Origin of the sequence: Paenibacillus sp. sptzw28, assembly GCF_019550795.1 — a bacterium.
Taxonomy (GTDB): domain Bacteria; phylum Bacillota; class Bacilli; order Paenibacillales; family Paenibacillaceae; genus Paenibacillus_Z.
The window spans coordinates 3074748-3089998 of sequence record NZ_CP080545.1 but is presented as its reverse complement, the minus strand read 5'-3'; the positions used below and the strand labels follow the sequence as shown (position 1 = coordinate 3089998).

At 50.6% G+C, this 15251-nt stretch carries 17 protein-coding genes; 3 read left to right on the top strand and 14 right to left on the bottom strand.

Annotation, left to right across the window (positions count from 1 at the left end):
* Positions 1-272: 272 nt before the first annotated feature.
* Positions 273-806, bottom strand: coding sequence for an ADP-heptose synthase (locus KZ483_RS13765; RefSeq protein WP_220347856.1), 534 nt, complete (start codon positions 804-806; stop codon positions 273-275).
* Positions 807-1031: 225 nt separating this feature from the next.
* Here KZ483_RS13765 and KZ483_RS13760 point away from each other — a divergent pair, with 225 nt between their 5' ends.
* Positions 1032-2030, top strand: a complete 999-nt coding sequence (locus KZ483_RS13760; RefSeq protein ID WP_220347854.1) for a YpdA family putative bacillithiol disulfide reductase — start codon at positions 1032-1034, stop codon at positions 2028-2030.
* A 132-nt stretch (positions 2031-2162) separates the two neighbouring features.
* Here the strand turns inward: KZ483_RS13760 and KZ483_RS13755 are convergent, their stop codons facing one another.
* The 12 genes from KZ483_RS13755 to KZ483_RS13700 form a co-directional block, all read right to left on the bottom strand.
* Positions 2163-2669, bottom strand: a complete 507-nt coding sequence (locus KZ483_RS13755; protein WP_220347852.1) for a hypothetical protein — start codon at positions 2667-2669, stop codon at positions 2163-2165.
* Position 2670: 1 nt separating this feature from the next.
* Positions 2671-2985 (bottom strand): hypothetical protein, encoded by a 315-nt coding sequence (locus KZ483_RS13750; RefSeq protein WP_220347850.1) that lies wholly within the window; start codon positions 2983-2985, stop codon positions 2671-2673.
* Between the two features lie 102 nt (positions 2986-3087).
* Positions 3088-5394 (bottom strand): thiamine pyrophosphate-dependent enzyme, encoded by a 2307-nt coding sequence (locus tag KZ483_RS13745; RefSeq protein WP_220347848.1) that lies wholly within the window; start codon positions 5392-5394, stop codon positions 3088-3090.
* 38 nt (positions 5395-5432) lie between these two features.
* Positions 5433-6437, bottom strand: a complete 1005-nt coding sequence (locus KZ483_RS13740) for a 2-oxoacid:acceptor oxidoreductase family protein (RefSeq protein ID WP_220347847.1) — start codon at positions 6435-6437, stop codon at positions 5433-5435.
* A 185-nt stretch (positions 6438-6622) separates the two neighbouring features.
* Positions 6623-7546 carry a polysaccharide deacetylase family protein gene (locus KZ483_RS13735; RefSeq protein ID WP_309568570.1) on the bottom strand — a complete coding sequence of 308 codons (924 nt, stop codon included), beginning with the start codon at positions 7544-7546 and terminating at the stop codon, positions 6623-6625.
* Between the two features lie 107 nt (positions 7547-7653).
* Positions 7654-8664 (bottom strand): phosphotransferase, encoded by a 1011-nt coding sequence (locus tag KZ483_RS13730; RefSeq protein ID WP_220347846.1) that lies wholly within the window; start codon positions 8662-8664, stop codon positions 7654-7656.
* Positions 8665-8686: 22 nt separating this feature from the next.
* Positions 8687-9349: an MOSC domain-containing protein gene (locus KZ483_RS13725; RefSeq protein ID WP_309568569.1), complete on the bottom strand. Its 663-nt coding sequence runs from the start codon at positions 9347-9349 to the stop codon at positions 8687-8689.
* 216 nt (positions 9350-9565) lie between these two features.
* On the bottom strand, positions 9566-11230 hold the full coding sequence (locus KZ483_RS13720) for an amino acid permease (RefSeq protein WP_220347845.1): 1665 nt from the start codon (positions 11228-11230) through the stop codon (positions 9566-9568).
* Positions 11231-11376: 146 nt separating this feature from the next.
* A complete protein-coding gene (locus KZ483_RS13715) occupies positions 11377-11535 on the bottom strand; it encodes a hypothetical protein (protein ID WP_220347844.1) in 159 nt (52 codons plus the stop codon).
* Entirely contained in the window at positions 11532-12113 is a 582-nt protein-coding gene (locus KZ483_RS13710; RefSeq protein WP_220347843.1) for a response regulator, read from the bottom strand. The genes KZ483_RS13715 and KZ483_RS13710 overlap by 4 nt, the downstream gene beginning before the upstream one ends.
* A 91-nt stretch (positions 12114-12204) precedes the next feature.
* Entirely contained in the window at positions 12205-12816 is a 612-nt protein-coding gene (locus KZ483_RS13705) for a DUF3298 and DUF4163 domain-containing protein (protein WP_220347842.1), read from the bottom strand.
* Between the two features lie 183 nt (positions 12817-12999).
* On the bottom strand, positions 13000-13725 hold the full coding sequence (locus tag KZ483_RS13700; protein ID WP_220347841.1) for a phosphonate ABC transporter ATP-binding protein: 726 nt from the start codon (positions 13723-13725) through the stop codon (positions 13000-13002).
* 150 nt (positions 13726-13875) lie between these two features.
* On the opposite strand from KZ483_RS13700, the gene KZ483_RS13695 reads away from it, so the two are divergent.
* Positions 13876-14097, top strand: coding sequence for a hypothetical protein (locus tag KZ483_RS13695; RefSeq protein WP_220347840.1), 222 nt, complete (start codon positions 13876-13878; stop codon positions 14095-14097).
* Between the two features lie 125 nt (positions 14098-14222).
* On the opposite strand, the gene KZ483_RS13690 is transcribed toward KZ483_RS13695, so the two are convergent.
* Complete coding sequence (locus KZ483_RS13690; RefSeq protein ID WP_220347838.1) at positions 14223-14360, bottom strand: hypothetical protein; 138 nt, start codon at positions 14358-14360, stop codon at positions 14223-14225.
* A gap of 126 nt (positions 14361-14486) precedes the next feature.
* On the opposite strand from KZ483_RS13690, the gene KZ483_RS13685 reads away from it, so the two are divergent.
* Positions 14487-15233 (top strand): HAD family hydrolase, encoded by a 747-nt coding sequence (locus KZ483_RS13685; protein WP_220353439.1) that lies wholly within the window; start codon positions 14487-14489, stop codon positions 15231-15233.
* The last annotated feature ends 18 nt before the right edge of the window (positions 15234-15251 follow it).

The following is a 15251-nucleotide window of genomic DNA, read 5'->3' as shown; positions in this document are numbered from 1 at the left end:
CAAGTGTCAGGCACAAAAAAGAGACTCCGAGCCGCACAGGCTCAAAGTCTCTTTGTACGCACTTGTTACGTTACACGGCCATTATCAGGCAGCGTACGACGAGGCATGCAAAAAGTCGGGCCGATGGGCACATCCAATAACCAACTGACGCACATTGAGAGTTATAGTTGTCATATCCATCGTCCCTCCTTTCGTTGTTTTCCGTTTTTTTGGAACATCCAAATCTTATCATCACTTCCAGCAGCCCGCAAGGGGGAAAAGCAAAAATATTTTTAAAGATCCCGTGAAGATTCCCAATCGGCTTCCGGACTGCCTTCCTCTACCGCATAATCATAATCTTCAATATCGTACACATGAACAGGCACTTCCGCTTCGAGAAGCCGGTCCTGAAATTCGAATTGATCCGACAAAAGCGGTACGTTCAGCTTGAGCGAGGTAAGCAGCAGCTCCGTCTCAATCGGGTCGAAATAGTCGCCGTAATGAGCATTGTCTACAGCATAAACGACAGTGAATTGAATCATATCGCTGAGCAGCAGCGGAGAGCTTTCGCGCCAGGGCATCTGGAGCGCACGCTCGATTTTTTTCCGGTTGAAGGGATCCTCGAAAAATTTGATCAGTTCATCGATTTTTTGTTTGACGTGTGCGTCATCGTCCGGATCATCCATTACCGGATCTGTGCCGTCCTTCATATCGTAAAGCTCTAATATTGTCGAATAAGGCAGGACAAAATCGACCGGCCTGCTTGGTACAAGCAATTGTCCGTAAGTCGCTACCATCACAGCTTCAATAACAAAGCGCCGTCGCATTCTATCACCTCATTTTCATCGTCTGTATACAATTTTAGCTTATTATACAACATTCTGCCGCTCGTACACAGAGCCAATTGCCTGATTAAGCGCTGCAAATGCAATGCGTTCCTGCATTGCTGCCGCAAACCTGCTGAACAAGAGCTCTTCATGTGCTAAAATGATGCTATCTGCAATAACCTTCCAATCATGTTTGCCATCTATAAGGAGGTTTATCCTAAACATATGATTTCCGAACAGATCGTTATTATCGGGGCCGGCCCTTGCGGTTTGGCGGCAGCTCTTCAGCTGCAGGCGATAGGCGTTAATCCGCTCATTATCGAGAAAAGGAATGTCGTTCATTCCATATCCCAATATCCGACATACATGCATTTCTTCAGCTCTCCCGAGCTGCTCGAGATCGGCGAAATCCCTTTCACCACCGCTAATGAGAAGCCCTCGCGGCTGGAGGCGCTGAATTATTACCGAAATGTTTCGCTGCGCCGGAATGTGCGGATCAACGCCTATGAAACCGTTACATCGGTAATACCCGTGCAGGGCGGCGGTTTTGAACTTCATACGGTGGACCGTTACGGGGAATCGCTGAACTACCGTGCGTCTGCCGTCATAGTGGCGACTGGTTACTTTGATCATCCGAACGAGCTGGGCATACCCGGCGAGCAGTCTGATAAAGTTAGTCATTTCTTTCGCGAAGCCCACCCCTACACCGGCACGAATGTTGCCATTATCGGCGGAAGCAACTCGGCTATCGACGCCGCACTCGAGCTTGAGAGGGTCGGAGCGAGAGTGACGGTCGTTTACAGGGGAGAACAGTATTCGCCAAGCATCAAGCCTTGGGTGCGGCCGACCTTTGAGAGTTTAGTGGGCAAAGGCCGGATCGATATGCGATTTTCCTCCCAAATCGTCGAAATCGGACCGCGCAGCGTAAAAGTGAAAGATGCGTTAACAGAGGGGACCGAGCATCTGCCGAATGATTTCGTTCTCGCGCTAACCGGTTTTCACCCGGACCGGGCATTTCTAACCTCAATCGGCGTTTCGATCGAGCCGGAAGGCTACCCCACATTTAACGACGAGACGATGGAGACCAATGTCCCCGGAGTCTATCTGGCCGGCGTCGTAGCATCACGGCGCGAGGCGAATGAAATTTTTATCGAAACAGGACGGTTTCACGGCTTTAAAATCGCGGCTCACCTTATGAACGAGGGTTGTGTTAATAACCGTTAAGTTATCTCCCTATCAATAAGATCAATTTGCCGTTCACATTCACAGATTACACGAAAAATCAATACTTACCGATTGAAAAAGGTTTTGATGTCTGCAGCTGCAGACATCAAAACCTTTTTTTGCGGCCACATCTTACAACTGTTTATCGGCCCCCGTAAAAGTCATTACCGTGTCGATTCTCTGCAGCCGGATGTATTCGTTGTTAGTCAAATCCGTCCGGAAATAAGCAAACATATATACGGCTTCGATGAACGTAAGTCCCGGATATACGGCGATGTTCTGATTCGAATACGGATTGTCGAGCAGCACCTGCCATTCGCCGCTGCGCAGCGTATGACCGATCGAGCCGAAAACATGACGTTTCGTTCTGATAATACTGTCGAATTCCTGCCAGATATAAGCCCAGGACGGACTGATTCGACCCGGCTCCGGAAGCGCCGTCCTTGCAAACTGCAGCAGCGCAGCGGCACGCTCTCCATCATCGTCTTCAAAGCGCCGAAGATAATCGCGGAAATCATCCAGAAACCGCCTTACCGCCGTAAATCCTCCCTCGCGCAGCTGACTGCCGAAACTGGCGGCCGACGATTCATTATCGAGCTCCAGCAGCTGCTGGAAATGAACGTTTTGCATCACTTTCATCTTAACTCTGGTCCCCCTTTTCATTCCTCCGCCCTTTAACAACCGTAATCGTTCCATCGCCTTCCATAATGAGCTGCCGTTTCGGGTCGTTATTCAGCTTCACGTTGAACAGCTTGAGACGTTCTTCCTTGACTTCAAGCAGCTCCCAGTCCGAAGCTTGCTCGAAGCCTGCCGCAGTCAATGCTTGACCCGAACGCTCCTCCGCCGTTTCCTTATCGTCCCACCAGAGTGCGCCATAATATGCAAAATTGTATACATTTTGCAGTAAACCGCAAGCGATTTCACCTGTTGTCCGATGCCTTAACACAATCGGCATGATACTACCGCCCCTCCCCGCTTAAAAAAGCAAACAAGGGCGCAAGCACCATCCGGCTTCGCCCCGATTGCATTACATAAATTTAATTAATGTCCTTAACTATTATAAATATGGATTCTCATGCTTCGCCTTCAGCCTCATCCAGCGCCGTTCAACCTCGTCCTCGAACGATTTGAGCGCTTCGGCGTATTCCGGCCGCGTCATGTGCTTTGTTTTACCCATATTTTTGAGCCAATCGCCCAGTGGAATCCTTTTCCCTTTCTCTTCGGGATTAAACGTAATATTCGTTACGCCTTCCTCCACCTCGTAGAGCGGGAAGAAGCATGAGTTGACGGCATCGTCAATCAATGTTTGCCCGATCTTCTCCTCCGACAGCCAGTTGAGCGGACATGTGATCAGTATTTTACCGTAGACCAGTCCGACGTTTTGCGCGTAATACTGCGCCTTGGCGGCCTTTCTGATCAAATCCTGCGGGATTGATTCCGAACCGGTGAATACATAAGGAATATTCGTTGCAGCCATTATTTGCGCCGTATCCTTGTGATGGAACAGCTTGCCGCCCTGATGCTTGCCGACATTGGATGTCGACGTGCGGTGACCGAGCGGCGTCGAATATGACAGCTGAGCGCCGGTATTCATGTAGCCTTCATTATCGTACTCGAGAATGATCATTTTATGATTGCGCAGTGCGCTGCCGATCGCCGGGCCCATCCCGATATCCATGCCGCCGTCGCCGGTAATCATCACGAATGTGAAATCATCCTTTAGCCCATAGCTGTCCAATTCGCCTCGGCGCTTCCGCTCCCAGAACATTTCGACGACGCCTGAAAGCGTAGCCGCTCCGTTCTGGAACAGGTTGTGAATATAAGTCGCTTTATGCGATGAATAAGGGAAGCCGGTCGTAACGACCATTGCGCAGCCGGTTTGATAGAGAGCAACGATATCGCCTTCTATTCCTTTGAAGAACAGCTCGAGGCCCGAGAAAATACCGCAGCCCGGGCATGCGCCATGGCCGGGAGCCAGCCGCTTCGGCTTCTTCGTGAGCTGACGGACGGGAGGCACTTTCACCTTAAGCTTGCCGGTAGACGCATCGCGGTCTACCGTAATAAGCCCGGTCTTCAGATCCTCGTACTTCATCGGCTCGAGTACCCGTTTCGGCGCTTTATCCGGATCGCCCGGGGTATGGCCGTAATAATCGAATGGAACGGCCACCTTCCCGTTCTTCACGGCTTCCAGAGCGAGCTCGAACATATGATGTCCGTCCTCCGCGTAGAAGTCTTTACCGCCTAAGCCGTAAATGCGGCTTACGACCATCGTGTCGGTTACGCCATGCGTAAACAGAGCAGCCTTAATTTCATTGGTCATGTTGCCACCGTGAGCCCCGTACGAATCGGCGCGGTCGCCGATCGTTACCGCTTTTACGCGGCGCAGAACATCAGCGATTTCCTTGGCAGGGAACGGACGGATCATATTTGGCGCTACCGAGCCTGCTTTAATGCCTTTGGCTCGCAGCTGGTCAACGACGTCCTTGATGATTTCGGAAGCGGAGTTCATGAGGAAAACAGCCACCTCGGCGTCTTCCATCCGGTAAAGATCAAGGATCGGGTAATCGCGGCCTGTCAAGACCTCGTACTCCTTGCGAATACGGTCGAAGACGGCGGAGGCGTTATACATCGCAACCGACTGCTGATAGCAGTTGTTGATATAGTCCGGCTCGTTCATATAAGGCCCAACCGTAATCGGATTGTTGCGGTCGAGCACATGCGCGTAGCCTTCCACCGGCTTCTCGCCTACGAATGCATGGACATCGGCGCGATGCGCGAACGTTTGAACCCGGCGCTTCTGGTGCGATGTGAAGTAACCGTCGGAGGCGACAAGCACAGGCAGCCTGACCGCAGGGTCCTCCGCGAGCTTAATCGCCATAATGTTCATATCGTATACGGCTTGCGGATCCCGGCACATAAGGATTGGCCAGCCGGTGTTAAGCGCAAAATATAAGTCCGAATGATCGCCGTGTATGTCGAGCGGACCGGAAACCGAGCGGCAAACCAGATTCATCACCATCGGAAAACGGGTACCTGACTGTACAGGCATCTGTTCAAGCATATACAGATAACCGTTTGAGCTTGTAGCGTTGAAAACGCGGCCGCCTGCGGCGGAAGCACCGTAGCAAATACCTGCCGAGCCGTGTTCGCCGTCAGCCGGAATGAGTTTTATGTCGTGCTGCCCGTTCGCTTTCATCAGGTCGAGAAATTGCGCAACTTCCGTTGACGGTGAAATCGGAAAATATCCCATTACATGGTAATTGATCTGGTGCGCGGCATACGCCGCCATTTCGTTGCCGGATTCGTATACCATACGCTGTTCGACGGTTCCCCGGCTCACTTCCTTATTGATTTCAATGGCCATTGTTTCTCCCCTCTCTCCTGGCTACCCGAAGCACTGCATTAATTCGCCCATTCAAAACGGTGCGGAACACGGTTCTGCTCGCCGTAACCGTCCGTTTCACGCTCGGAGGCGAGCGCTTCGGTCGGACAAGCGACGACGCATTTCAGACAGCCCTTGCAATATTGGTAATCGATTCCCTGCAGAAACATTTGCGGACGTCCCTTCTTATCCGGCTGCTCATCCCATACGAAGCAGAAGTCCGGACAAGCGGTGTCACAAGCGGCGCAGTGAATACATTTCTCTTCGTCAAAATGCGGCATCATTCCTTGGCGGGAAATACTCAAATCCTTCAGTACGCTGTTGCCGGGGTTCGTAATCATGCCGCCCATCGGTTGAGTCAAATATCCCAGAGCCGGGACATCCCAACGCGTTGGCTGAGGCATTGCCGTCCCTTCCGGCAGCGCAAACGTTTGGAACTGCACTTCGTCGTAGCCTCTCTGGAACGTTCGAAGCGCAGGTTCTACCGCCTGCGGATATTTTTTCTCCAGCGATTTGCGGATTATGCCTTTCATATGCTCAAAATCAAGGAAGTCGCAGAGCCGAAACAAACCGCCAAGCATCGCCATATTGACGCGATTATTCTCTTCGAGTGCAATATTTGTCGCATCGACCACAGCCATCGTACCGCCAAGAAGGTTTAATTTCTCCTTGAGCTGCTCAGGCGACTTGGAAGAGTTGACAAGTACAACGCTGTCTTCATGAATCCCGCTGATGACATTGACCGTCTTCGACAAATTTTCATGAAAAATACCCACGATGTGCGGCCGTTCCACTGGTGTCGTATCCCGGATGTTCGTTTCAAGGTCGCAAAACCGGATATGTGCTTTTACCGGTGAACCCTTCTTTTCCGAGCCGTAAGAAGAAAAACTGACTCCGTTGAAACCGCTTCCAACTACGCCCGCTTCAGCCAGCATTTTACCGGCCAAGTTAGCGCCTAGTCCGCCGATCGATTCAAGGCGAATTTCGAAGAAACCGAGTTCGTTCTGCTTAGGAAGAACCGCCAATTCTCCCACTCCCTTCCCGAATTTTCTGAAAATATATTAAATTCACAACTATCAGTATACCATTATAAGTAATTTCCGAACAGTGGTTCTTTTTTCAATCGTTACTTCCGTTCACCGAGGGGCTTGTCTGCTTTTGGGAGTGCCTGACGCTGTGTCAAGCGTTACCATTGTATTGTCGACCGGAGTTAAACGGACGCGGATAAGCGGCGCTGCAAATCACGCAGCTGTCTCCAGCGAACCGGAATGATCCCCTCAAGGCGGAGCGCTTCCTGAACATCCGGATCCCGGAACAAATCCATCTCCATCCCGCGCTTAAGCGGCGTCTCATGGAAAGCGCATAACTCGTCGGTTACTAGCGACGGATGGATGATGATTTCGGATATGCCGGGATGCAAATTCTGAAGCAGCGCGATCATTTGCGCTTTAAACGTGTCGAAGGTTTCACCCGGCTCAGAACGGAATGGCAGCCCTAGCAAGTAATCCAGCACAATAACGCCTTTCGCATTCGCCAGATCCGCAAGCTCAAGCGCTTGTTCGGCCAGCTCCTGCGGAGCAACCTGCCCGTTCTCAAGCAGAAGAGTTCTCGGCAGCCGGAACGGAAGCCCATACTTCGCACATATATCAAACACCACATCAAGAAAATGGCGCCCGGTCGCAAGTCCGTACAGGCTGCCCATATGATTATCCGCGTGCGACAAATCAACGCCCAGCTTCAGCGCCATCTCAATTTGCGCGATAAGCTCCTGGCGGACTTGCTCCGGATCGGCTTGGCGCTCTAATGTTTTCACATCTTTGGGGAAATATCCCTCTTGGGTGACTAACGAGTCAATGGGCCCTTTTCGGTAAACTGGACCCCATTTCATCAAGTCCCACTCGCTGGTCAACGTAAAATGAACGCCTATATCCAAATGGGTGTGCCGGGCGCTCCAAAGAGCGGCTTCCCTGGCCCAACTGCAAGGCATCATAAGGGTGGCGGAAGATACGACACCGTCCAGGAGGAGCTTTTGAATACCCATATTGGTTGAATGGCATAAGCCGAAATCATCTGCATTTACAATAAGGAGCCGATCGGACGGACCGTAACCAAGAAGCTCCGCTGCGTTCAACATTATGATTAATCCCCCCCACTGCAATTGTAATATATATATGGCGGCAGCCCGGCTTTTCATTCACGGATGTCGCTTCCCAAGAAGCGATATGCCTTGCAAATAAGTAATTAAAGGAGATACTGGCGGAACATCGGCTCCAGTTTGTCTAGGTTACGATTAATCCATTCGCAGACATATGAAGCGCGCACAATCTGGCCGTCCCATACCTGCTCGGGGTCGAGCTTTTCCGCATATCGCCCGGCAAAATGCAGAAAAACATCCATCATCCGCAGCTTGATCAGCTCCGGAAGCAAAGCGATTTCATCTATGGTAAGCTTGACGGCTGATCCGAAGCCCCGGCAGAACAAAGCGGTTCTCTCAAGCGCAGTCCCTTCTTCAGCTTCCGGAAATTCGCCAAGCACAACCGCCAGCTCCATTACTCTGACATCCACGGTACTGAATTCAAAATCAAGCATCCCGACAATACGGTCCCCTTCACAGAGCGAGTTGGTAAACACGATATCACCGTGAATCCACTGATGGGGCAAAGCGGCAATCCTCGGCTTCAAATCGAGAAGCTGGCCGCGGAGCCGAAGCAGCTGCTCCAGCTGGCCGGTCCGGCCTGACAGCAGCTCCGATTCCGCTGCCATTACACGGATAGCCTCATCGGTCACAGCGCCATGCGTTTTATCGAATTCATAGTACGGCTTATATATTGGAATCACATCCGGCCTCACTCCATTTAGCGCGTGGGACAGCAGCCCCGCGGCACGGCCCAGTCCTGCGACGTGCTCCGGATTTTTCGGTGAAGGCCTATCGCCTTCAATAAACCGGAATAGTGCGGCGAGTTTTCCATCCGGTGATACGGTTATGGAAGAGTTTCTGTTATTCTCCACCGGCTGCGGTACTTTGAACGGCAGCTTCAGAGCTTGTAAGCCTTCAAGAACCAAATGCTCGATTCGCACAATTTGTGCGTCGCGGTGGTTATCATACACACGCAGAACATATTTATTATCGCCCGAATATACCATTCGCGTCGTGTTGTTCATGCCGCTTTCTTCCTCTACGGCCCGCCATGCCGCGGCGAGGTTGTATTGATCAAGAAAGGCGGCAAAGTCCCCGCCTGCAGTTATAGCCATCCGATGTTAATCCCCCGTTTTTCTAATGTCCTGCTTCAAGCTTCGCCAATCTGCTCGTCAACGTTTCCCGCCAGCTCGTTGCGAGCTCCGGGATCTCGAGCAGACGCCTTATACCTGCAGAGTCCTTCTTATCCACGCTCATCACACGATTAGCCTCCGAAATCGTAATACCTGCCGGATGTCTGTGTTCGAGATACAGCTCGTCTCCCTCTGCAACCATGCCCTCATGAAGGACGCGAAAATAAAACCCCGTATACCCTGTTCGTTCAACCTGAAGCGGGAGATCCGGAAGATTATGCTTCAAACCGAGTTTAAAGCAGGGTTGACGCGGCTGACTGACCTGCAGCAAGGCCTCCCCTACGCGAACCGTATCCCCAATGCATAGCGATTCCTCCGTCAAACCCGACACGGTAAAATTTTCGCCAAATGCTCCGTTCTGAGCGCTTTTTCCCCATTTCTCCGACCAATATGGAAAATGGACGCTTGTATAAACGCACACGGCCTTATCCGGGCCGCCATGATTGATCAAATCCGCTTGCCCGTCACCTGCCAGTCCGGTGAAGCTTAAATGGAGTGGTTTGCCGGCCGGCTTTTTAAAAATTCCGGTTTCAACTTTCTTCGACCCATGCGGTACGGAGACGGGCGTGGCAATGTTAAGAGATAAGAGCTTCCCGAGTAAAATCAATTGCTTCCCTCCTTCCTATTCTCCAAAGATTATAAGATGGATTGGAAGTGCAAGGCAAATAAATAGATATTTCATGTCATTAATTATTACCATCATACCTCAAACAATTAATAGCATAATTTTTCGACAGGAAGGGCTCGGAAGATAGTGTCGAAAGCGCTCTTTTCCTGTTATTTTATGCGCTTCCCCGGGAAATGAACATATTACTTCGGGAAATTATTGTTGTGGGAATTTTCTCTCAATTCGAATCATCTCATCAAGTGTTCTTCTGCTGAACCGCAAAGGATCGACTGATTTGAAAGGCCCTCTCAGGCGGCGGTATTTAAGTTCAATCAAGATGATGCATAGAACCGCAGCGGTGCATGTGGAGATTTGGAGGGTAGGCTCTAAACGCCATATCACATACACCGAACTTGCAGGAAGCCATAAGAGTGAGATCGTATCGGCTGTCAGACCGATTTTTCCGAGCTGCCATGGTCCCTGCGTCACAGGAGGACGTTTATGCCGGTGAGCGGTAAATTTGATAACGATGGGAATTGCGTAGGAAATGTGGATCGCGGCAAGACCGAGAGAAATAAGATTGACCAGCATGGCTAATTCCGCTGTATGCCAGCCGATCACGCCGGAAGCGATCGATATGATCGCCGAAGCAGCGGCAACACTTACAATTGAGCTCAGCGGCGTACGATAACGTTCGGATACCTCCGCCGCCCGTTTGGCGAACGGTACGACCCCGTCACGAGCCATTGCAAACCAGGTCCTGGAGGCAGATGTCATCGTACCGAGACCGCTGCTCCATCCAAGGAGGGCAATGAGGCCTGCCGCAACCGCCGATACCGTAACACCCCACCTCGCCCATATCCGGTCCATCCATACCGGTAAATCGCCATACGAGGCAAATCCTTCAGTTCCAAAAGGATAATTAATGACCAGGAAGGCAAACAACACAAAACCGAATATGAAAGTATACACAACGGATAAATAAATCCCCCAAGGCACGTTAATGCGCGGTTCATACGTCTCCTCAGCCGTTTGAGCGGCAGCGTCCGAACCGAGAAACATTTTTTGCAAAATCAGCATGCCCAGAAGCATTGACGTCTCGTGTCCGGCGCCATCGGCACTGTTCATTGGGCCGGAAATGTAGAGCAGATCAAGAGGATAAAAGCCAGGCCAGGCGAATGCAGCAAGGGCCGCGACCATAATCAGCACGAATAAAGCGTGAACCCAGGTCATAGCCGACAACATGCGGGAGAGCAAGCCTATTCCCCTCATATTGACGAGAGCTTGAGAGACGAAAAGAACGGCCAGTATCGAATAGAACGGCCAAGCTCCTTCCTGATAACCAAAGCGGGAGGATGCAATCCGGTCCAGCCATCCGGCACATAATAAATTCGTTGTAACAAGCATCAATACCGTTCCGATCAAATTAAACCATCCCGAGATCATTCCTGAACGTCTGCCGCCGATCGCCGTCGTCCAGTGGTAGCACCCGCCCGCCGTCGGAACCGAAGAAGCGAAGGAAGCCAGCGAACAGGCCGTCGCGAGCCCGAACAAAGCCAACACAGGCCAACCGATGCCTACGACGGCCGTGCCGCCTGCCGCAACCGCTGGACCGAGCAGAAATACCGCTCCCCCAATAACCGAAAGAGTTGAGAATGAGAGACCAAAGACTGAGAAGCCGCCCATATGCCGATTCAATTGCTGAGCGATACCAAATCGGTTAAGATCATGTTTATCCTGCATGAATCGGATATAGGAGGAATGGCGAATAAACGACTGCTGCATCGCATGGTTCGTTTTTCGTTGTACGATAACACCGATGCAGACGGATACCGCGCATACGCCGGCAAATAATAGCAGCCCCGAAAGTACCGTAAACACAGCTTCACCCCCATACTTGACTGTATGAGGGCTTTTATCGTGTCAGTACAACCATTGAACAAACGCTCGCCGCATATCGTTGACCCGTGCTTAAGGAGCCGATAGGTGTTCGGTTGCAGTTCTTGAAATAAAGGTCCGGTTAACCTTTAAACCTTAACCATATAAACATCAGCAATGCCGAAACTGCAAACGCAAATCGGAACCATGAAGCCATATATGAGCATAACCGATCCGATAAACGTATATGGAAACAGCAGCCCGAGCAGTACATGTGCGATAATGCCGATCCGCCTTCGCACGCTCACGACACGTCCCCTTCCCGTCCCTGCTCAGCTTCCTGCTTTAGCCTTACCATTACAAAATCTTTTACATATTCAATATCGAAAGGTTTCGTGAAAAATGCAAGCGTACCAAGCATTTTGGCTATTTCAAGCTTTTCGGGATCACCGTAGGCTGTTATCATGGCAACCTGAACGCTCGAATTAAATGTGCGAATTTCCCGAAGCGCCTCGATTCCATCCATGTCGGGCATTTTGAGATCCAGTAAAATAAAGTCGACCGGGTTCCGTCTCACCTGCTGGATCGCTGTCCGGCCATTCGGCGCTTCATACACCGTAATACCCTCAAGTTCGAACAATTCCCGAAGCAGCAGCCTGATGGCGGGTTGGTCGTCTACTATGAGCACATTATATGGGAGCCTGCCCTGCTTAGGCGGAGTAAGATCCGATTCCGACACGTTTTCCCCGGGATCGTAGGTTGTCTGAAGATATGCAACGGTATTGAACGGGTTGTGTTCAACGACCGGTCTGTTTTGCCGCCGCTGACGAATAACGAGAGCAACTCCGACTATTATGACTGAAATTAGAATAAGAAGATAGATCATCAGATTGCTCCTCGTATCTTTGTCTCCCCAGGATTTCGTCGTATATTTATAAATCCTTTAGCGGCCATAAGAAAAGAATTGATCGAATCCGCTAATCGTTGACGGACATGGGAGCGAGAGGTCCGGTCGGGTTAATAATATCATATAAATCATAAACCGAGATAGGGAAATAAGGAAAACCGAAAGCATAGGGCGTCAGTTCATAGAGGGCGAAATAAATGACAAGAGCCCGATCGGCGATATAGAAGGGCTGGTCGGCCCGGATGGACTCAAAGGGATCCAATACGGCAATCTCACGCGCTGCGATTTGGCGTTTGATGATCTCCGATAGTCTGTGTATATAAGGGCTCCCGGGCTTGAACAACTCAGAGAGAGAGTACGACTTGCCGGTACCTGTCTCGAAGGTAAGCGATTGCTGCAGAGTCAAGCCATGGGCTCCGCCGGTATAAGCATAGTTGAACAAAGAAAGGCTGAGTACATTTTTCTCGTTCGTCTTTATCTCAAAATAGCCCAACATCTCAGCTCTCGGATCCTCGAGCGTGCCTTGCTCGGATATGAGCTGGCGTACGGTATGGCGGATCGATTCATTGATCGTGTTTCGCGCCGCGGCGTTTTGCAGACCGCTTACGACGGGAACCCACAGCTCGGCTTTGGGGAAGGTCATGCGTGAAGCATGAATGACCGCAGGAAATTGAAAGGCCATATATGGACACCTGCCTATTCGGGTTGATATTCCATTGTATGCGGCCTTCACGCCACGATTGCTTGGTTAGCGCACTTATTATGCTTACAGCTTAAGGCTCATCTCGCATGCGTCCGACTCCGCCGTGGCTGCATGATAAGCAGATATAATCGAATCCGCACGGCTCAGCCTCGCTGTTAAGAGTCATATCAGCATTTTTTCCCGTTCGGTTAATCTTCTCCCCTTAACATCAAGCACCAGCCTGCCGTTGTTCAGACCTATAATACGGTCGGCAAACCGCTCGGCCCAATCACCCTGATGCATAACAGCGATGACGGAAATACCCTGAATCCGGCACATGCGCTTCAGATCCGAGAGTACCTGCTCCGCGGCGTGAGGATCCAGACCCGATACCGGCTCGTCGGCCAGCAAAATCTGCGCCCCGTGAACGAGCGCTCTTGCGATGGCGATACGCTGCTTCTCTCCACCGCTCAGCTTCTCGCCTTTCTGATGCGCTTTCTCGAGCAGCCCCATTTTTTCTATGACATCCATTGCCCCCATATAATCGTCGCTGCGAACCATCCCCGATAGCCTTCTCCAGAACGGAGTCTGGTAAGCCGCACCGATCAGCACGTTCTTAAGCGCCGTACGGTTCGGATAGAGATTCGGTTTTTCCTCGAGGTATGCCACCTCACGGCGGATTTTCATTGTGCCGGTTAATCCTTTTTTGAGAATTTCCACTCCGTCAACAATATATGAACCGCCGCTCCATTTTTCCCGCAAAGCCAAACAGCGCAGCAGCATCGATTTTCCGCTTCCGCTTGCTCCTTTCACCGCCACGAATTCGCCCGGCTGCACTTCGAAGCTAATTCCGGATAACACCTGCGGGCCGCCTGGTATTTGCTTCGACAATTGAGATACTTTTATCATGAATGGCGCTCCTTTATCAGTTCAATAATGCAATCTATCAGTCTAGTTTAAGGGAAACAAAAAATAGTTTCCATCCGAACAAATGTTTGGTATAATCGAGACAGGAACAGGTGTTCTACTAATCCATCTTTTCGAAGGAGGCTGATCATCATGAATAACTGTGAAAATTATCGATTTATTGAAAGGAACCGTCCGTGGCGTGATTTGACTTTTAAATTTTATTCCAACGGCTCGTTGACCATTATTGATAACACTGCGGAGGAGGTGATCACGCCCCGCGAATTGAAAGGTGAGAGCTATGATTTCTATGTCCGGAAACGGATTGCCTATATTAAGCAGGATCTGAGCGCCAAAATGCGCAAGTTTGCTTGAAAGCCCGGAGAGCGGGCGTCCCCGGTCGATTTTATAATGCCCGTTAAGCGCGCACCCGCTGCAATCGGTGATGATTTGGTAGATGCACGCTTTCGGGCAATGGTGACTTGAGCTGCCGGATGAATTTACGGCAGCTGTTTGTTGATACCGTTAGAATTTGGCACACGATCTGCCGCTTTGTCGGATTTTATCGTTCTGGAGCTTTCTTTTATACTGGATTCATTTTGCTGATTTTCCTTCTTTTCACTTTTATTCCATGGCATAGATTGCCTCACCTCCGGCTACAGTATTTGTAAACGTGTACATAAATATTCGATTTGACGGCGAATCCCGAGATGCGGTAGATTGGATTTACAGCCGATTCATTTGGGAAAGGAGCCGTGCCTATGATGAAGCAGCATATACTGTTTGACCTTGATGATACGCTCATCTACTGCAACAAATATTTCTACCATATCATCGATCAGTTTTCCGACGCGATGAGTGCCTGGTTTCGAGGATATGACGTTTCAAGCGAGGAAATCCGCAGCAAGCAGACGGAGATCGACATAGCGGGCGTACAAGCCGTCGGCTTCACGAGCGAGCATTTTCCACAGTCGTTTGTCGATACATACCATTACTTCTCCGATTTGACGGGAAGGCCTCGATCGGTTATCGAGAGTGATTTCCTGTGGAAGCTCGGACGCAGCGTTTATGAGCATGAGGTTGAGCCCTATCCATTCATGGAGGAGACGCTCGACCGCCTCGCATCGAGCGGGCATGAGCTGCATTTATATACAGGAGGCGAGCTGTTGATCCAGCATCGCAAAATCAAACAAATGCAGCTGGAGCGTTATTTTGATTCACGCATTTATGTCCGCTCCCACAAGAATATCCAAGCAATGGAAGATATCTTAACCGAAGGCGGCTTTGAACGGGATTGCACCTGGATGATCGGAAATTCCATACGTACAGACGTTATCCCTGCGCTTACAACCGGCATTAACGCGATTCATATGAAGAGCGAGTCCGAGTGGGTTTATAATATTGTCGGAATCGATGTTGAACCGAAGGGAGCGTTCTTTACCCTTCATCAGCTGCGAGACATCCCCGACAAAATTCATGATTATGTCCAGAATCGCCAGCCCCTTTCGTAAGCCGCAGCTACGCGCAAT